19 protein-coding genes are annotated in these 18520 nt (G+C 55.8%); 10 read left to right on the top strand and 9 right to left on the bottom strand.

Annotated features, from left to right (window positions below; translation table 11 throughout):
- Positions 1-8 precede the first annotated feature (8 nt).
- Positions 9-977 carry a protein translocase subunit SecF gene (secF, locus tag WH298_RS14405; protein ID WP_007887019.1) on the top strand — a complete coding sequence of 323 codons (969 nt, stop codon included), beginning with the start codon at positions 9-11 and terminating at the stop codon, positions 975-977.
- Between the two features lie 58 nt (positions 978-1035).
- Here secF and WH298_RS14410 read toward each other — a convergent pair whose 3' ends face one another.
- Both WH298_RS14410 and lysM read right to left on the bottom strand, forming a co-directional pair.
- Positions 1036-1599: a SadB/YajI family lipoprotein gene (locus WH298_RS14410; protein ID WP_180823166.1), complete on the bottom strand. Its 564-nt coding sequence runs from the start codon at positions 1597-1599 to the stop codon at positions 1036-1038.
- 14 nt (positions 1600-1613) lie between these two features.
- Positions 1614-2051 carry a peptidoglycan-binding protein LysM gene (lysM, locus tag WH298_RS14415; RefSeq protein ID WP_180823167.1) on the bottom strand — a complete coding sequence of 146 codons (438 nt, stop codon included), beginning with the start codon at positions 2049-2051 and terminating at the stop codon, positions 1614-1616.
- 203 nt (positions 2052-2254) lie between these two features.
- On the opposite strand from lysM, the gene nrdR reads away from it, so the two are divergent.
- From nrdR to thiL, 5 genes are all read left to right on the top strand, one after another.
- A complete protein-coding gene (gene nrdR, locus WH298_RS14420) occupies positions 2255-2704 on the top strand; it encodes a transcriptional regulator NrdR (protein ID WP_007887015.1) in 450 nt (149 codons plus the stop codon).
- A 3-nt stretch (positions 2705-2707) separates the two neighbouring features.
- On the top strand, positions 2708-3811 hold the full coding sequence (gene ribD, locus WH298_RS14425; RefSeq protein WP_180823168.1) for a bifunctional diaminohydroxyphosphoribosylaminopyrimidine deaminase/5-amino-6-(5-phosphoribosylamino)uracil reductase RibD: 1104 nt from the start codon (positions 2708-2710) through the stop codon (positions 3809-3811).
- 90 nt (positions 3812-3901) lie between these two features.
- On the top strand, positions 3902-4372 hold the full coding sequence (ribH, locus tag WH298_RS14430; protein ID WP_007887008.1) for a 6,7-dimethyl-8-ribityllumazine synthase: 471 nt from the start codon (positions 3902-3904) through the stop codon (positions 4370-4372).
- 19 nt (positions 4373-4391) lie between these two features.
- Positions 4392-4811, top strand: a complete 420-nt coding sequence (nusB, locus tag WH298_RS14435; RefSeq protein WP_007887007.1) for a transcription antitermination factor NusB — start codon at positions 4392-4394, stop codon at positions 4809-4811.
- 46 nt (positions 4812-4857) lie between these two features.
- Positions 4858-5835, top strand: a complete 978-nt coding sequence (gene thiL, locus WH298_RS14440) for a thiamine-phosphate kinase (RefSeq protein ID WP_049850807.1) — start codon at positions 4858-4860, stop codon at positions 5833-5835.
- 72 nt (positions 5836-5907) lie between these two features.
- Here thiL and WH298_RS14445 read toward each other — a convergent pair whose 3' ends face one another.
- The 4 genes from WH298_RS14445 to xseB all read right to left on the bottom strand — a co-directional run bounded on the left by WH298_RS14445 (position 5908) and on the right by xseB (position 9996).
- Complete coding sequence (locus WH298_RS14445; protein ID WP_007887004.1) at positions 5908-6882, bottom strand: aldo/keto reductase; 975 nt, start codon at positions 6880-6882, stop codon at positions 5908-5910.
- Between the two features lie 87 nt (positions 6883-6969).
- A complete protein-coding gene (gene dxs / locus WH298_RS14450) occupies positions 6970-8835 on the bottom strand; it encodes a 1-deoxy-D-xylulose-5-phosphate synthase (RefSeq protein WP_180823169.1) in 1866 nt (621 codons plus the stop codon).
- Between the two features lie 19 nt (positions 8836-8854).
- Complete coding sequence (ispA, locus tag WH298_RS14455; RefSeq protein WP_007887002.1) at positions 8855-9754, bottom strand: (2E,6E)-farnesyl diphosphate synthase; 900 nt, start codon at positions 9752-9754, stop codon at positions 8855-8857.
- On the bottom strand, positions 9754-9996 hold the full coding sequence (xseB, locus tag WH298_RS14460) for an exodeoxyribonuclease VII small subunit (RefSeq protein ID WP_007887001.1): 243 nt from the start codon (positions 9994-9996) through the stop codon (positions 9754-9756). Before xseB ends, ispA begins: the two co-directional genes overlap by 1 nt.
- A gap of 236 nt (positions 9997-10232) precedes the next feature.
- Between xseB and thiI the strand changes: the two genes are divergently transcribed.
- Positions 10233-11681 carry a tRNA uracil 4-sulfurtransferase ThiI gene (gene thiI, locus WH298_RS14465; protein WP_007886999.1) on the top strand — a complete coding sequence of 483 codons (1449 nt, stop codon included), beginning with the start codon at positions 10233-10235 and terminating at the stop codon, positions 11679-11681.
- A gap of 68 nt (positions 11682-11749) precedes the next feature.
- On the opposite strand, the gene yajL is transcribed toward thiI, so the two are convergent.
- Together yajL and panE are read right to left on the bottom strand one after the other, a co-directional pair.
- Positions 11750-12358 carry a protein deglycase YajL gene (yajL, locus tag WH298_RS14470; RefSeq protein ID WP_180823170.1) on the bottom strand — a complete coding sequence of 203 codons (609 nt, stop codon included), beginning with the start codon at positions 12356-12358 and terminating at the stop codon, positions 11750-11752.
- Entirely contained in the window at positions 12312-13232 is a 921-nt protein-coding gene (gene panE / locus WH298_RS14475) for a 2-dehydropantoate 2-reductase (RefSeq protein ID WP_180823171.1), read from the bottom strand. Before panE ends, yajL begins: the two co-directional genes overlap by 47 nt.
- A 125-nt stretch (positions 13233-13357) precedes the next feature.
- Here panE and WH298_RS14480 point away from each other — a divergent pair, with 125 nt between their 5' ends.
- Complete coding sequence (locus WH298_RS14480; RefSeq protein WP_007886994.1) at positions 13358-13849, top strand: YajQ family cyclic di-GMP-binding protein; 492 nt, start codon at positions 13358-13360, stop codon at positions 13847-13849.
- On the opposite strand, the gene WH298_RS14485 is transcribed toward WH298_RS14480, so the two are convergent.
- On the bottom strand, positions 13846-15618 hold the full coding sequence (locus WH298_RS14485) for a sigma-54-dependent Fis family transcriptional regulator (RefSeq protein WP_180823172.1): 1773 nt from the start codon (positions 15616-15618) through the stop codon (positions 13846-13848). The two genes, WH298_RS14480 and WH298_RS14485, sit on opposite strands and share 4 nt — an antisense overlap.
- 289 nt (positions 15619-15907) lie before the next feature.
- Here WH298_RS14485 and exaC point away from each other — a divergent pair, with 289 nt between their 5' ends.
- Both exaC and adhP read left to right on the top strand, forming a co-directional pair.
- Complete coding sequence (gene exaC, locus WH298_RS14490) at positions 15908-17428, top strand: acetaldehyde dehydrogenase ExaC (RefSeq protein WP_180823173.1); 1521 nt, start codon at positions 15908-15910, stop codon at positions 17426-17428.
- A 30-nt stretch (positions 17429-17458) separates the two neighbouring features.
- Entirely contained in the window at positions 17459-18499 is a 1041-nt protein-coding gene (gene adhP / locus WH298_RS14495; protein WP_007886989.1) for an alcohol dehydrogenase AdhP, read from the top strand.
- Positions 18500-18520 lie beyond the last annotated feature (21 nt).

Raw genomic sequence — 18520 nt, forward strand, 5'->3', positions numbered from 1 at the left:
AGTGCGTTGTGGCACAGGAATATAGTATTGAGCAGCTAAACCACGGGCGTAAAGTCGTCGACTTTATGCGCTGGGATCGGCTGGCTTTCATCATCTCCGGTCTGCTGATTGTGGCATCTATCGCCATTATCGGTGTGCGAGGCTTCAACTGGGGCCTCGACTTTACCGGCGGAACGGTGATTGAGATTAACCTGGAAAAACCGGCGGATCTCGATGCGCTGCGCGAAGGTTTAGTGAAGGCGGGCTTTGAAGAGCCGCTGGTGCAGAACTTTGGTAGCAGCCGCGATGTAATGGTGCGTATGCCACCGGCCACCGGCAATGCAGGCACGGAGCTGGGCAACAAAGTTGTGGCATCCATCAGCCAGACCACCCAGCAGAACGCCACCGTGAAGCGTATTGAGTTCGTTGGCCCAAGCGTGGGAAGCGATCTGGCGCAGGCGGGTGCGATGGCTCTGCTGTCGGCGCTGATTGCGATTCTGATCTACATCGGCTTCCGCTTTGAGTGGCGTCTGGCGCTCGGTACCGTACTGGCGCTGGCGCACGATGTGATTATCACCTGCGGCATTCTGTCGCTGGCACATGTCGAAATCGATCTGACCATTGTCGCTTCACTGATGTCGGTAATTGGTTACTCGCTTAACGATAAGATCGTAGTATCCGACCGTATTCGTGAGAACTTCCGCAAGATTCGCCGCGGTTCCTCTTACGACATCACTAACGTGTCGCTGACTCAAACGCTGAGCCGTACGTTGATCACCTCCATCACTACGCTGGCGATGATCATGATTCTGTTCGTGTTTGGTGGTGCGTTGCTGAAAGGCTTCTCACTGACCATGCTGATCGGTGTCACCATCGGTACCATTTCATCAATTTATGTCTCTTCAGCGCTGGCGCTGAAACTCGGCATGAAGCGTGAACATATGCTGGTGCAGAAAGTGGAAAAAGAGGGCGCAGATCAGCCTTCGATTCTGCCGTAATGCTGCGTTAGAAAGTAAACGGGCTGCCAATGGCAGCCCGTTTTTTTATGCCTGTCGATCAGGGCGTGGTTTTGTGGGTAGCGGGACTCTCAACATCGTGCACGCGCACGTAGCCGAGCTGTTCTGGCGCTAAGCCGCTCAGTCGCAGCGGCACGGTCACCATACTGCGTGGCATTAAGCTGGCAGGCACCTCGATGGTCTGGCTCAGGCTTCCCGCATTAAGCGGTTTGCCGCTGGCCGGATCCATCTCGCCCCAGACTACGGTGGCACTCAGCGCCGGAATCGGCTGATCATCGGTGGAACGGATATTCAGATTGGCGCGACTGCCGCCCGCTTCACCCGCCACCTGCGAGAGCGACAAACGCACTTTACCCAGCTGCGTCTGAAGCTCCACCGGCGTATTGGCTTGTGGCAACAACCACGCGCCTTGGGTGGACTGGCTGTTCAGCTGTCCCTGAATTTCCAGCGCCGTTGCCTGATTGGTCAGCTTGCGCATCTGCTGATTAAGCTGACTCACTTCCTGGTGCAACTCTTTGACCTGCGGTGAAACCGGCGTTGAACTGCAACCACTGAGAACCAGCAAAGAGAGTGCTGCTGGTGCCCAAAACGTCCTGATCGTCATGCAATGTCCTTTCTTTATTCGGGAATACGTAAAACCTGGCCAGGGTAAATCTTATCAGGATGCGTCAGCATTGGCTTGTTCGCCTCGAAAATCTTGTTGTATTGATTGGGATTTCCGTAGACCTCTTTCGATACCGCACTCAGGGTATCGCCTTTTTTTACGGTGTAGAACTTCGCGGGCGTGACGGAATCGCTGGTGGTGACCTTGTCATCCACTTTGGTGATCCCCGCGACGTTACCCGCAGCCACCAGGATTTTCTCCTTCAGCTCCTGAGAAATGCCGTCGCCGGTAACCGTAACGGTATCGCCTTTAACATCCACCTTCACCTTATCGCTGTCAGGTAAGCCGAGCTTGTTGATGTGATCCTGCAATTTCTTACTGGCATCGTCGCCGCCACTCACGGCATCCCACAGTTTTTCTCCAGCTTCTTTCACGAAATCGAACAGACCCATACATCCTCCAGATAATTATGGTGTACCGCCTTGCTGACGGCTCTCTAAGCGTAGTGGTTTTTTACGTGCGGGCATGTAGGGGATGTCTTGCATTTGGCTTAACGTCACAAACTGCGATTCACACATTATGTGCCACACACATACATTTTGTGTCGTGATCGCGCTACACTGTGTGGCCTATTTATCTCGCATCAGGAAGCCTCATGCATTGCCCATTCTGCTCCGCTGTGGACACCAAAGTGATTGATTCTCGTCTGGTTAGTGAAGGATCGTCGGTGCGTCGCCGTCGTCAGTGTTTGGACTGTCATGAGCGTTTTACCACCTTTGAAGTGGCCGAACTGGTGATGCCGCGCGTGGTGAAAAGCAACGATGTGCGCGAACCCTTCAATGAAGATAAGCTCAGCAGCGGCATGATCAAGGCTCTGGAAAAACGCCCAGTGAGCGCTGATGCGGTGGAAAGTGCGGTAAATCACATAAAAACCCAGCTGCGTGCCACCGGCGAGCGTGAAGTGCCGAGCGCGCTGATCGGTAATCTGGTGATGGATGAGCTGAAAAAGCTCGATAAAGTGGCCTACATTCGCTTTGCTTCGGTTTATCGCAGCTTTGAAGATATTCGCGATTTTGGTGAAGAGATCGCCCGCTTACAGGACTAATCCATGACTGACGAACGCTACATGGCGCGCGCGCTGGAACTGGCGCGCCGCGGACGCTTTACCACTACACCGAACCCCAACGTTGGATGTGTGATTGTGCGCGAGGGCGAGATTGTCGGCGAAGGCTGGCATCAGCGCGCGGGCGAACCGCATGCCGAAGTGCACGCGCTGCGTATGGCGGGTGAACGCGCCAGAGGCGCAACCGCTTATGTCACGCTCGAACCCTGCAGTCATCATGGACGCACACCGCCGTGTTGCGATGCGCTGATTGCTGCCGGCGTGACGCGCGTGGTTGCCGCAATGCAGGATCCCAATCCGCAGGTGGCGGGACGTGGCCTGTATCGTTTACAGCAGGCGGGTATCGAGGTGAGTCACGGTCTGATGATGAGCGAAGCGGAGGCGTTGAATCGCGGTTTTCTGAAACGCATGCGTACCGGATTCCCGTGGATCCAGCTGAAACTCGGCGCATCGCTTGATGGACGTACCGCGATGGCGAACGGCGAAAGTCAGTGGATCACCTCGGCAGCCGCAAGGCGCGATGTGCAACGTCTGCGCGCCCAGAGTTCAGCTATCCTTAGCACCAGCGCCACCGTATTAGCGGATAATCCGTCGCTGACGGTACGCTGGGGTGAACTGAGCGCCGATGTGCGTGCAAAACTTGATGAAGCCCAGTTGCGTCAGCCGGTACGCGTAGTGATTGATAGCCAACAGCGCGTCACGCCGCAGCATAGTTTGATCGGCCAGCCAGGCGAAACCTGGTTGATGCGCAGTGAACCCGATCAGCAAGCGTGGCCCGCCAGCGTCACACAAATTGCGGTGCCGCAGCGTGGTGAACAGCTCGACCTGGTGGCGATGATGATGTTGCTCGGCCAGCGACAGATCAACAGCGTTTGGGTGGAAGCGGGCGCCAGTTTAGCGGGCGCACTGCTGCAAGCCGGGCTGGTGGATGAGCTGATCGTCTACATGGCGCCGAAGCTGCTGGGAAACACCGCGCGCGGCCTGTGCGCGCTGCCGGGATTAGAACAACTGGCAGATGCGCCCGCCCTGAATTTTAGCGACGTCCGCCTGGTCGGCGAAGACCTGCGCCTGACGCTGACTCCGCGTTGAAAACGCGCGGAAAAGCCTGAGCGCGTCGCCAAAGAGTATGATAGAATCCGCCCCCTTCTGCGGGGCCATAAAACAACCCAAAGGATATGTATGAAAGTTATCGAAGCTCCTGTTGCCACGCCTGATGCAAACATTGCCATCGTAATTGCGCGTTTTAACAACTTCATTAATGACAGCCTGCTGGACGGCGCGATTGACGCTTTGAAGCGCATCGGCCAGGTGAAAGCAGATAACATCACCGTTGTCTGGGTTCCAGGTGCATACGAACTGCCGCTGGCAGCACGCGCACTGGCGAAAGCCGGTAAGCACGACGCCATTGTCGCGTTGGGCACTGTCATCCGTGGCGGCACCGCACACTTCGAATATGTGGCCGGTGAAGCCAGCTCGGGCATTGCGCACGTCGCCATGACCAGCGAAATCCCGGTGACCTTCGGCGTGTTGACCACTGAAAATATCGAGCAGGCGATTGAACGCGCCGGCACCAAAGCAGGTAATAAAGGTGCCGAAGCGGCCCTGACTGCACTCGAAATGATCAACGTATTGAAAGCCATCAAAGCCTGATTTTTGTAAGGGGAATTTTGTGAAACCTGCTGCTCGTCGTCGCGCCCGTGAGTGCGCTGTTCAGGCGCTTTACTCCTGGCAGCTGTCTAAGAACGACATTGCCGATGTGGAATACCAGTTTCTGGCGGAACAAGACGTCAAAGACGTCGATATTAGCTATTTCCGCGAATTGCTGGCCGGTGTGGCGACTAACAGCGCGTACCTGGACGGTCTGATGAAGCCTTACCTGTCGCGTCAGCTCGAAGAGCTGGGCCAGGTGGAAAAAGCCATCCTGCGTATTTCGCTGTATGAGCTGAGCAAGCGTTCTGATGTGCCGTATAAAGTGGCCATCAACGAAGGCATTGAGTTGGCAAAAGTGTTTGGTGCTGAAGACAGCCACAAATTCGTCAACGGTGTCCTCGACAAAGCTGCCCCGCAAATTCGACCCAATAAAAAATAGTATTAAAGGCCGGTTTACCGGCCTTTTTCTCATTGAGACCTGACTTATGTCTTGTGGTGAATTCGAACTGATCGCACGTTACTTTAACCGCGTCACCAGCTCCCGCCGCGATGTGGAGAAAGGAATTGGTGACGACTGCGCGTTGCTCAACGTGCCAGAAAAACAAACCCTCGCCATCAGCACCGATACGCTGGTTGCGGGCGTCCACTTCTTGCGTGATATCCATCCTGCCGATCTCGGTTACAAAGCGGTTGCCGTTAATCTCAGTGATTTAGCCGCGATGGGCGCCGATCCTGCCTGGCTGACGCTGGCATTGACGCTGCCCGAGATCGATGAAGATTGGGTAGCGGCTTTCAGCGATAGCCTGTTTGAGCTGCTGGATTACTACGATATGCAGTTGATTGGCGGCGATACCACACGTGGACCGCTCAGCATGACGCTCGGCATTCACGGATTGGTGCCGGTGGGAAGGGCGCTGAAACGTTCGGGGGCTAAGCCGGGCGACTGGATTTTTGTCACCGGTACGCTGGGTGACAGCGCCGCCGGTTTGTCGCTGCTGCAGCATCGTCACCGTCTGAATGATCCGGCGGTGCACGAAGCATTGATCAAACGCCATTTGCGTCCGATGCCACGCGTGCTGCAAGGCCAGGCGTTGCGTGGTTTGGCAACCTCGGCAATTGATATTTCCGATGGTCTGATTTCCGATCTTGGCCATGTGCTCACTGCCAGCCGCGTCGGTGCACGCCTCAATCTCGACGCGTTACCGCTTTCACCGGCGCTGCGCGATCACTTCGAACCTGAGCTGGTGCTGCAATGGGCGCTAAGCGGTGGCGAAGATTACGAGCTGTGCTTTACCGTGCCGGAAGTTAACCGTGGCGCGCTGGACGTGGCGCTCGGCAATTTTGGCGTGCCTTATACCTGCATTGGCCAGATTGCTCCGGAATCGGAAGGGCTGACACTGCTGGAGAACGGCAAGCCGCGTAGCGTAAATCTGAAAGGGTTTGATCACTTCGGCAGCAAGTGAAAGTGGTTTTCATGAATGGCCACCCGACAAAATCAGCGTAGGGTCGCCATTTATGGCGACCTGTTTTAAAAACTACTCAAATCCTACCACCGGATGCGGTTGATACACCGTCTCCAGCTCTGCAATATCTGTCGAACTCAACTCCACATCGACCGCCTTCACCAGCTCAGCAAACTGCTGCTCACGCGAGGCGCCAATGATCGGCGCTGTAACCGCCGGCTTGTGTAACAGCCACGCCAGAGCCACCTGGGCACGCGTCACGCCTTTATCCGCCGCAACATTGGCCAGACGCTCGGCAATCGCCGCATCGTTCTCTTCGGTACCGGTATAGAGCTTCTCCATCACGTTATCCGAGACCGAACGCGCGGTGGTTTCGCCCCATGGACGCGTTAACTTACCGCGCGCCAGCGGACTCCACGGCAGCACGGCGATGCCTTCACGCTGGCACAGTGGATGCATTTCGTTCTCTTCTTCGCGCTGAATAAGATTGTACTGATCCTGCATGCTAACAAACCGCGCCCAGTTGTTTTGCTTTTGCAGGTCCAGCGCCTGAGCAAACTGCGATGCGTGCATCGACGATGCGCCGATGTGGCGCGCCTTACCGGATTTCACCACCTCATGCAGCGCCTCCAGCGTCTCTTCAATTGGCGTATCGTAATCCCAGCGGTGAATCTGCAGCAGATCGACATATTCCATGCCAAGACGCGTCAGGCTGTCATCGATAGACTGCAGGATATTCTTGCGTGATAGGCCTTGTGACAGATTGCTGAGCGGGAAATAGACCTTGGTGGCGACCACAACCTGATCGCGGCGGGCAAAATCTTTCAGCGCGCGGCCCACGATCTCTTCGCTGCTGCCGTCGGAATAGCTGTTGGCGGTATCGAAGAAGTTAATGCCGGCCTCCAGCGCTTGTTTGATCAGCGGTCGGCTGCTCTCTTCCGGCAACGTCCACGCGTGATTACCGCGCGTAGGATCGCCGTAGGTCATGCAGCCTAAACAGAGACGCGAAACCTGTAAGTCGGTTTGGCCTAAGGGAATAGTTTTCATTTGGGCTCCTGCTCTTATGCTTGAGGGAAATCGTTCCCTAAGCATAGCAGCAGGCTCGCTCACCGGGCGGTGAGCGAGTCGGGCAGTTTACTGGGCGAGCCAGTCAGCGATTTGCTGCTGAATACCGGCGGCATCCAGCTGGTAATCCTGGCGCACCTCTTCCTGCGTGCCTTGCGGGATGAACTCATCCGGCAGGCCGAGGTTAAGCACCGGCACGCGCAGGCGTTTTGCCATCACATACTCGTTGACGCCGCTACCGGCACCGCCTTTGATCGCGCCTTCTTCCAGGGTGATCAGCGAATCGTGACTGGCCGCCAGCTCGGTAATCAGTGCTTCGTCGAGCGGCTTCACAAAGCGCATATCCACCAGCGTCGCATTCAGCGCTTCAGCGGCCGCCGCCGCTTCTGGCAGCAAGGTGCCGAAGTTGAGGATTGCCAGCTTTTCACCGCGACGCTTCACGATACCTTTACCCAGCGGCAAACTGGCCAGCGGTTCCAGCACCGCACCGGTGCCGGTACCACGCGGATAACGCACCGCGCTTGGGCCATCCTGATAGTGATAACCGGTGTAAAGCATCAGACGGCATTCGTTTTCATCGCTTGGCGTCATGATCATCATCTCTGGCACACAGCGCAAAAACGCGATATCAAACGCGCCCTGGTGGGTTTGACCATCGGCGCCGACAATGCCGCCGCGATCGATAGCAAACAGCACCGGCAGTTTCTGAATGGCAACGTCATGGATCAGCTGATCGTAGGCGCGCTGCAGGAAGGTCGAATAGATTGCCACAATCGGCTTATAGCCGCCGATCGCCATACCGGCTGCGAAAGTGACGGCATGCTGCTCGGCAATCGCCACATCAAAATATTGCTGCGGGTAATCACGCGAATAGCTCACCATGCCGGAACCTTCGCGCATCGCTGGCGTCACCGCCATCAGGCGCGGATCGTCGGCGGCCATTTCGCTCAGCCAGTTGCCGAAGATTTTTGAGTAGCTTGGCAGTCCCGGCACGCTTTTCGGCAGCGCTAAGCTGGCGGGATCGAATTTCGGTACCGCATGCCAGGTGATGGGATCTTCTTCCGCCGGGGCATAACCTTTGCCCTTTTTGGTCATGATGTGCAGGAACTGCGGACCTTTCAGATCGCGCATGTTCTTCAGCGTGCTTACCAGCGTCAGCACGTCGTGACCATCGACCGGGCCAATGTAGTTAAAGCCCAGCTCCTCAAACAGCGTGCCCGGCACCACCATGCCTTTCAGGTGCTCTTCGGTGCGTTTTACCAGCTCTTTAATCGGCGGTAAACCGCCCAGCACGCGCTTGCCGCCTTCGCGCAGGCGTGAATAGGTTTTCCCGGAGAGAATCTGTGCCAGGCGATTGTTGAGCGCGCCGACGTTTTCGGAGATCGACATTTCATTATCGTTGAGGATCACCAGCATATCCGGCTTGATATCACCGGCGTGGTTCATCGCTTCAAACGCCATGCCTGCGGTAATGGCGCCATCGCCGATAATACAGGCGGTGCGACGGCCTTTACCTTCACGGTCGGCGGCAACCGCCATGCCGAGGCCCGCGCTGATCGAAGTGGACGAGTGGCCGACGCTCAGCACGTCGTATTCACTCTCACCGCGCCACGGGAACGGATGCAGGCCATTTTTCTGCCGGATAGTGCCGATGCGATCGCGGCGTCCGGTCAGAATCTTGTGTGGATAAGCCTGATGGCCAACGTCCCACACCAGATGATCAAACGGGGTGTTATAAACATAATGCAGCGCCACTGTTAGCTCGACGACGCCCAGACCCGAAGCAAAGTGGCCGGATGAACGGCTTACGCTATCCAGCAGATACTGACGCAGCTCGTCACACAGTTCCGGAAGTTTTTCTTTCGGTAATAAACGTAATTCCTGAACCGTGTTTGCTAACGCCAGTGTCGGGTATTTTGCAAGATCAAAACTCATCAGAGACTCATTATGAAAGTTATTTATCGCGTTCAATTATGAAGCTTGCCAGCGCTTGTAAGGCGATTGTGTTGTAAGACTGTGCAGCCAGAATATCGAGCGCGCCAAGCGCCTCTTGATAGAGATCCCAGGCTTTGCTGCGAGCATTTTCCAGCCCCATCAAGGCCGGATAGGTGCTTTTTCCTAACGCCTGATCCGAGCCCTGCGTTTTCCCTAACACCGCAGTATCGCCGACCACATCAAGGATGTCGTCCTGCACCTGAAACGCCAGTCCGATGGCGTTGGCGTAGGTATCCAGTACCGGCAAGGCGGCACGGCCACGTTCTCCGGCGGCTAATGCGCCAAGACGCACCGCTGCACGAATTAACGCGCCGGTTTTATGACGGTGAATCTGTTCCAGCTGCGCCAGGTCGATACGTTTGCCTTCAGCCGCTAAATCCAACGCCTGTCCGCCGCACATGCCCGCTACGCCGCTGGCCTGCGCCAGTTCGGAAATCATCGCAATGCGCGCTTCGGCGCTGACGCCAGGCATCGGCTGATCGGCCAGAATCGAAAAGGCCAGAGTTTGCAAAGCATCGCCGGCGAGAATCGCCGTGTCTTCGCCATATTTAATATGGCAGGTTGGCTGCCCGCGGCGTAACGCATCGTCATCCATCGCCGGCAGATCGTCATGAATCAGGGAATAAGCATGGATGCATTCAACGGCGGCAGCCGGCACATCCAGGCTGGCCGCGTCGGCCTTCAGCATTTCGCCTGTGGCGTACACCAGAAAGGGACGCAGACGTTTACCGCCTAATAATGCCCCATACTCCATGGCATTCACCAGAGGAGAACTCTGAAAAGGAAGTGGATCTATTAAGCGCGTCAACGCCTGATTGACGCGTTGATGGTACGCGCTCAGCAGTTTAGCGAAATCCATTACTCATTATCCGGCGTAAAAGGGGCGAGGGCGGCATCTTTCTCATCGCTGAGCAGGATTTGCACCCGTTGCTCTGCCTGTTGCAGGGTTTGCTGACCGGTACGTGCCAATTGTACACCGCGTTCAAATTCGTTTAGCGCCTGTTCCAGCGGCAACTCACCACTTTCCAGACGGCTAACAATCTGTTCCAGCTGCTGTAATGCGCTTTCAAAACTGGCTGGCGCTTCGGCTTTTTTCGGCATAATCAGTGTCGACTCACAGGTTAGGACATTATGTTGCAATCGGTCATGGTAGCCGACGAGGATTAATTAGCAAAATAATGAATGTGACTGCGGTAGCAGAAGCAGTCACCCCTCAAAGGTGATATACTTTTGCGCCTCGGATGCGGGGGCTCCTGAATCAACCCGCAATTATATGATTTTAACAGCTAAGTGCCGATGCTTTTAGCACTTATTTGCCCAAACGAACCCCTGTCGCCATGAAGTTTATCATCAAGCTGTTCCCAGAAATCACCATCAAAAGTCAGTCGGTGCGTCTGCGCTTTATCAAAATTCTTACCAGCAGCATTCGTAATATCCTGCGTACCGTCGATGAAGACATCAAGGTCGTGCGCCATTGGGATCACGTTGAAGTGCGTTCCAAAAATGAGTCGCTGCGTGAAACCATCGTCACCGAACTGACGCGTATTCCCGGCATTCACCACGTGTTGGCGGTGGAAGATCGCGCCTATACCGACATGCACGATATCTTCGAGCAGACGCTGGTGCTTAATCGCGAGCGTCTGGAAGGCAAAAGCTTCTGTGTGCGCGTGAAGCGCCGCGGAACGCACAGCTTCAGCTCGCAGGATGTTGAACGCTACGTTGGCGGCGGTCTTAATCAGCACATCGCCAGCGCGCGGGTGCAGCTTAATCGTCCGGATGAAACGGTGAACCTGGAGATCGAAGACGATCGCCTGTTACTGATCACCGCACGTTATGAAGGTCTGGGCGGTTTCCCGATAGGGACGCAGGAAGATGTACTGTCGCTGATTTCCGGTGGTTTCGACTCCGGAGTTTCCAGCTACATGCTGATGCGTCGCGGTTGCCGTGTGCATTACTGCTTCTTTAACCTTGGCGGTGCGGCACATGAGATTGGTGTACGTCAGGTCGCGCATTATCTCTGGCAGCGTTTTGGTCGTTCGCATCGCGTACGTTTTGTGGCGATCAACTTCGAGCCGGTAGTCGGTGAGATTCTGGAGAAGGTTGACGACGGCCAGATGGGCGTGGTGCTGAAGCGCATGATGGTGCGTGCGGCGTCAATGGTGGCAGAACGTTACGGCGTGCAAGCGCTGGTCACCGGCGAAGCGCTCGGTCAGGTGTCCAGCCAGACGCTGACCAACCTGCGTTTGATCGATAATGCCTCTGATACGCTGATTTTGCGTCCGCTGATTTCACACGATAAAGAGCACATCATCGATGTGGCGCGTAAGATCGGCACCGAAGATTTTGCCCGCACCATGCCGGAATATTGCGGTGTGATTTCGAAAAGCCCGACCGTGAAGGCGGTGAAAGCGAAGATCGAAGCGGAAGAGCTGAATTTCGATTTCGAGATTCTGAATCGTGTCGTGCAGGAAGCCAGCAACGTCGATATCCGTGAAATCGCTGAACAGACCGAAGAAGAAGTGGTGGAAGTGGAAACCGTCGACTCCTTCACCAGCAACGATGTGGTGCTGGATATTCGTTCGGCGGATGAGCAGGACGCGAAGCCGTTGGCACTTGAAGGCGTTGAGGTCAAACCTCTGGCGTTCTACAAACTCAGCACCCAATTCGGCGATCTGGACCAGAGTAAAACCTGGCTGCTGTATTGCGATCGCGGTGTGATGAGTCGCCTGCAGGCGCTGTATCTGCATGAGCAGGGCTTCAAAAACGTGAAGGTTTATCGTCCTTAAGCTCCAGGTGCGCATGAATGCGCACCTTACCGTTTTTGTTGGGGCGTCTTGATGGCGACCCCAGTGAATTAACGCTCTTCAAACTCCTGATAGTTATAAATCCCCGCCGCCAGCACCAGCTGCGCAGCGACTTCGCGCGCCTTCTCTTTATCCACCAGCAAATCAATCAGCTTCAAAGCAAAGTCCATCGCAGTGCCTGGTCCCTGGCTGGTCAGCAGATTTACGCGCGGGTCCCATACCACGCGACGCTCCATCCATTTGCTGTCTGGAATGGTGTCACGCAAGCCGGGAAAACCGGTCATATTGCCCACCGGGAACAGATCGTGCGGTACCAAAACGGTGCCCGGCGCGGCACAGATTGCCGCCACAATCTTGCCTGAAACATGGAACTGGCGCACGGTCTCGACCAGTAGCGGGCTGTCGCGGAAGGTTTCTGCGCCTTTTAAACCGCCAGGCAGCACAATCGCGTCGTAATCATTGTCGGCGACCTCTACTAACGGCGCGTCCGCAAGCAGGCGCACGCCGCGCGAACAGACGATCTCGCGCGTGCCGTCACTCTCGACGCTGGCAGTGGTGACACTTATTCCGCCGCGCACCAGCAAATCGATAGTGGTGACCGCTTCGGTCTCCTCACTGCCATGTGCCAGGCAAACCAGAACCGATGCGTTCGCGCTCATAGTGGGACTCCTTACGTTTAATCAGATCGTACAAACGGGTGTTCTCCGGCAGCGAAATACCCTGCGCGCGGGCGCGGCGCAACAGGTAGCCAGTGATGTAATCAATTTCGGTTAGACGCTGCGCCCGCACATCCTGCAGCATCGATGAGGTGTTGGCGGCGGTGCTATCAATCACGTCGTAAATAATGCCGCGCAGATTATCCACCGCCATATGCTGGCCTTCGCGCTCCATCACCCAGGCGATCTCTTCACACAAAGTGGCGATTTGCTCTGGCCAGGCTCGCAACGCGCCGTTCTGGCAGTCGTGCTCGACGGTTAGCGGATTGATCACGCAGTTGATCGCCAGCTTGCGCCAGCTGGCGGCGGCGATGTTGTCATGCCAGGCCACATCCGGCAGCGCCTGATGCAGAATATCGGCGATATCGCTCAGGGCAGCGCTCTCGCGATTAGCCGGACCGATATGTGTCATACCCTGGGCGACATGCTTGATCACCGTGCCATCACGCATCGCGGCGTGGGTGGTGATACCGCGTAGCAGCGGCTGACGCACATCTTTTAGCTCATCCAGCGTGCCCATGCCATTGTGCAGTAGCAAAATGGGGGCATGCGCAGGCAGCACGCTTTGCAGGTTTTTCACCGCAGGCGAAACCTGTGGCGCTTTTAGTGTCACCAGTAACAGCTGGCTTTCGGCGAGGAACAGCGGATCGTTAGCAATAAATCTGTGATTGCTCACCTTGCCTTGGGGATCGATGACATTCGCTGAGCAGTAAGGCTGTGGCACACGCAGCCAACCCTGAACCTCATGTCCCTGACGGGCGAGCGCGGCGAGCCAAATTTGACCTAAGGCGCCACATCCCAACACGGTAATTTTCATTTTGCCTCCCGTGGGCGGGTTCCTGTTTTCACGATATGGGTAAGTATAGCTTTCCGCGTATCGTGTTTTATTAGCGCCACAAGACGCGTATTATGCATGTCACTTTAGTATCAGGAGAAGAAAAGATGCCATCTTTCGATATCGTTTCCGAAGTCGAATTGTCGGAAGTGCGAAATGCCGTGGAGAATGCGAGCCGCGAGATCTCAACCCGTTTCGATTTCCGTAACGTGAGTGCAACCATTGAGCTCAACGAAAAGAGTGAGACCATCAAAATCAGCAGCGAATCTGATTTCCAGGTAAAACAGCTGGTGGATATTCTGCGCGAAAAGCTGCTGAAGCGTGGCATTGAAGGCGCGGCAATTGAAGTGCCGGAAGAGATTGTGCACAGCGGTAAAAGCTGGTCGGTTGAAGCCAAGCTGAAAAAGGGTATCGAAAGCGATATCGCCAAAAAGCTGGTGAAACTGATCAAAGACAGCAAGCTGAAAGTACAGACGCAGATTCAGGGTGAAGAACTGCGCGTAACCGGTAAGTCACGCGACGATCTACAGGGTGCGATGGCGCTGGTGCGCGGTGGTAACCTCGGCCAGCCTTTCCAGTTCAAAAACTTCCGCGACTAATCGCGTTTGTCGCGCGCCGCACGACGATATAGCGTGCTGCGCGCGACGCCCAATGCCTGCGCCGTTTTACTGATATTGCCATTGAAGCGCTGCAGCGTTTCGCTAATTAAGCGTTCATCATGACTCTGCCGATCTTCCTGCATGGGTAGTGCTGCGCGGCGATATTCGGCAGGTAAATGCACTTCGGTCACTTCCTCACCTTCATCCGCCAGCGCCAGCAGCACGCGTAACAGGCTGCGTAATTGCCGCACATTACCGGGCCACGGCAGCTGTGCCAGCGCGGTCAGCAGCGCAGGCGAAAGCTGAATGTCACGTTCTGCGCCGCCCAGCTCGAGCCATAAACGGCAGATAAACCCTTCGATATCCGGCCAGTCGCGCAGCGGCGGAATGGTCATAGAAAATTCCTGCAGGCGATAGAGTAAATCTTCGCGGAATTCACCTTCTGCCACGCGCTGTGCCAAATCCCGGTGCGTGGCGCAGATCACGGCAAAATTTACCGGCCAGCTGCGACTGGAACCGAGCGGCGCCACTTCTTTCTCCTGCAACACCCGTAGCAAGCGAGTTTGCAGCGCCAGCGGCATATCGCCGATCTCATCAAGGAACAGCACGCCGCCGTCCGCTTCGCGTATTTTGCCGATATAGCCACTCTTGTTGGCGCCGGTAAAGGCGCCGGGCTGGTAGCCAAACAGCTCGGATTCAATCAGCGCTTCCGGGATTGCCGCGCAGTTAATCGCCACAAACTTGCCTTCACGCCAGCGGCTCTGCTGATGCAGTGCACGACTTACAAACTCTTTGCCGCTGCCGGTTTCGCCGTGAATGCAGAGTGACACCCCGGCGTTAAGCAGCCGCACCATCTTTTCGCCATCGCGATGCAGCGAGAAGGGCAGATCGCGGGTAGGTTCGCTCGGTGCGGCGAAATGGCTGCGCTGGGGCGCGCGCAGGCGGAAATAGTAGCGCTGGGTGGCGTAATCGAGCGGCATGGGAAGGGTATTGGCGTGTTGCTGCTGCTGCGGAAACAGCTGCTGGAAAGTCACGCTGCCGAGTTGATCGCTACTCAATGCCAGCTCGCGCATCGCCAGACGATTCGCGGCGGTCAACACGTTATCTGAAAATACCAGCAGCAGCTCATCGCTGGTATCGATGCCTTGTGGCTGAAGGTGCAGGCTCATCAACCACTGCTGCGGATGCAGGCTCTGCTTCACCCACAAATACTCAATCTGTTTCGCTGCGGCTTTGACCCAGCTAAAGGTTTGCGGATGTGGGAAGTGCGCCGGACCGGAGATATCCAGCACGCCAGCAATCTGACCGTTCGGCATTTGCAACGGCATCGCCGCGCAGTACAGCCCTTGATTAAGCGTCAGGAAGTGCTGATGGCCGGCAATTTCGCAGCCGTCATCAATCGCCAGCGCGGTGCCAATCGCATTGGTGCCACGCCCGCATTCACTCCACAAATTGCCGGGTGCTAGCGCATAACGCTGAGCTTTTTCCATCGAGGGCATATCGCCAAAGGTATTGAGTACCAAACCGGTGGCATCCGAGAGAATGACCACCGATTGCTTCTCAGCCAGTTTTTGCGCCAGCTGGTTAATCACCGGCTGGGCGAACTGCTGCAGTCCGGCATTGCTGGCGAGCAGGTCTGCCAGCTCACCCTGGCGAACACGAGGAAAATCGTCGGCGGTGCGATCGAGGCCATACAGCTGGCTACGGAACCAGGAGTCGCTTAACAGCGGATTGGCGGTAACGGCAGACGCGGATGAATTTCCCTGCATTGATGACCTCGTACCTAAGCGGAAGTGTTGCGGCATTGTAGCGGCTTGGTTTCCGTACTGTTGCGATACGCAACACAGATGACGATTTTTTCTCCATCTGCTCGCGCAGAAAGTGGAAGTGTGATTTGTTAATTTTCTGATTTATTTGGTTATTTATGCATTTTTTGTTGGGTTGGTAAAACTGGCACGCGCGCTGCAATAGCTTATCCAGCAGCGTGTTATTCAATGAAGTCATACAACGTTGCCGCTGTCCGTTCAGATTATCTGACCCTACATTAAGGAGTTTGCGATGCGTTATGCACATCCCGGCACGCCCGGCGCTTTGGTTTCATTTCAGGCGACCTACGGCAACTACATTGCGGGCAAATTCGTCGAGCCGCTCAGCGGCCAATACTTCACCAATACTTCACCGGTAAATGGCAGCGATATTGCGCAATTCCCACGTTCAGACGCGCGGGATATCGATTTAGCACTGGACGCTGCTCATCAGGCCGCTGACGCCTGGGGGAAAACCAGTGTGCAGCAGCGTGCCAATATCCTGCTGCAGGTAGCGGATCGCATCGAGGCGAATCTCGAGAAACTGGCGGTGGCGGAGAGTTGGGATAACGGTAAGCCGATCCGTGAAACACTGAATGCCGATCTACCGCTGGCGGTGGATCACTTCCGCTACTTCGCCGGTTGTCTGCGCGCGCAAGAGGGCAGCACCGCGGAGATCGATGAAACTACCGTGGCCTATCACTTCCATGAACCGCTCGGCGTGGTAGGGCAAATCATCCCATGGAACTTCCCGCTGTTGATGGCAGCGTGGAAACTGGCACCGGCATTAGCGGCAGGTAACTGCGTGGTGTTGAAACCTGCCGAGCAGACGCCGCTGGGGATTACGCTGCTGATGGAAGTGATTGGCGATCTGTTCCCGGCGGGCGTGCTGAATGTGGTGCAGGGATTTGGCCGTGAAGCGGGGGAAGCGCTGGCGACCAGCAAGCGCATCGCCAAAATCGCCTTCACCGGTTCAACTCCGGTTGGGCGTCACATCATGGCCTGTGCCGCTGAAAATATCATTCCCTGCACCGTGGAGCTGGGTGGCAAGTCGCCGAACATCTACTTCGCTGATGTGATGGACGGTGAGGACGAGTTTATAGAAAAAGCGGTAGAAGGCTTAGTACTCGGCTTCTTCAATCAGGGTGAAGTTTGTACCTGTCCTTCGCGCGCGCTGATCCATGAATCGATCTATCAAGCCTTTATGGATCGCGTAATGGCGAAGGTGGCAAATATCCGCCGTGGCGATCCGCTCGATACTGACACTATGATCGGCGCGCAGGCCTCGCGTCAGCAATTCGACAAAATCCTGTCATATATCAACATCGCACGTGACGAAGGCGGACAAATTCTGACCGGTGGCGAACGCGCGAGCGTGGCCGCTGAGCTGAATGATGGATTCTACATTCAGCCGACCTTAATCAAAGGAACTAACCAGATGCGCTGTTTCCAGGAGGAGATTTTTGGGCCGGTGATTGGCGTTACCACCTTTAAGGATGAGGCTGAAGCGCTGGCGATTGCCAACGAAACGCAGTTTGGTCTTGGGGCTGGCGTGTGGACGCGTGATACCAATCTGGCGTATCGCATGGGACGCGGCATTAAAGCGGGGCGCGTCTGGACCAACTGCTATCACATCTATCCCGCTCATGCGGCATTCGGCGGCTATAAGCAATCGGGTGTTGGCCGTGAGACGCACAAAATGGCGCTGAGCGCTTATCAACAAACCAAAAATCTGCTGGTCAGCTATGGCACCGCGCCGTTAGGCCTGTTCTGAGTCCGCATCCGATCAAATGGAGAGTGAAAGATGAATATGCAAATCAAAACCACCATGAAAGCCGCCGTGGTGAAGTCTTTTGGTGAACCGTTAGTGATTGAGCAGGTACCGGTGCCGCAGGTGGGACCGGGGCAGATTTTGGTGAAGATCGCCGCCACCGGCGTGTGTCACACCGATTTACACGCCGCGGAAGGCGACTGGCCGATCAAGCCGAATCCGCCGTTTATTCCGGGTCATGAAGGTGTCGGCCAGGTTGTGGCGCTGGGCGCAGGCGTTAAACATTTGAAACTGGGCGATCGCGTGGGCGTGCCGTGGCTCTATTCGGCCTGCGGTCACTGCGAGCATTGCCTTGATAGCTGGGAAACGCTGTGTTTGTCGCAGCAAAACGCCGGCTACTCGGTAAACGGCAGTTTCGCCGAGTATTGCCTCGCTGATGCTAACTACGTCGGCATCATTCCGGATAACGTTGATTACAATGAAATCGCACCGATTCTCTGCGCGGGCGTCACCGTCTACAAAGGGCTGAAGATGACCGACACCAAACCCGGTGATTGGGTGGTGATTTCGGGCATCGGCGGCCTGGGTCACATGGCGGTGCAATATGCGGTAGCGATGGGATTGAACGTGGCGGCTGTAGATATTGATGATGAGAAGCTGGAATTTGCTAAACGCTTAGGTGCCAGCGTGGTGGCTAATGCGAAAAATGTCGATCCGACCAAAGTGTTTCAGGAGAGCTTCGGTGGCGCGCATGGCGTGCTGGTGACGGCGGTTTCACCGAAAGCCTTCGAGCAGGCGATTGGCACGCTGCGTCGTGGCGGTACCATGGTGCTGAACGGTTTGCCGCCGGGAAAATTTGATTTGTCGATCTTCAATATGGTGCTGGATGGCATCACGGTGCGCGGTTCCATCGTCGGGACGCGTAAAGATCTGCAGGAGGCATTGGATTTCGCCGGTCGTCATAAAGTGAAAGCCACCGTGGCGGTGGAACCGCTAACCAACATCAACGATATTTTCGCGCGCATGCACGCCGGCAAGATTGAAGGGCGTATCGTGGTGGATTTGTCGCTGTAAGAAAAAGCCCGACACGGAGGT

The sequence above is a fragment of the Pantoea nemavictus genome, assembly GCF_037479095.1.
Taxonomy (GTDB): Bacteria; Pseudomonadota; Gammaproteobacteria; order Enterobacterales; family Enterobacteriaceae; genus Pantoea; species Pantoea nemavictus.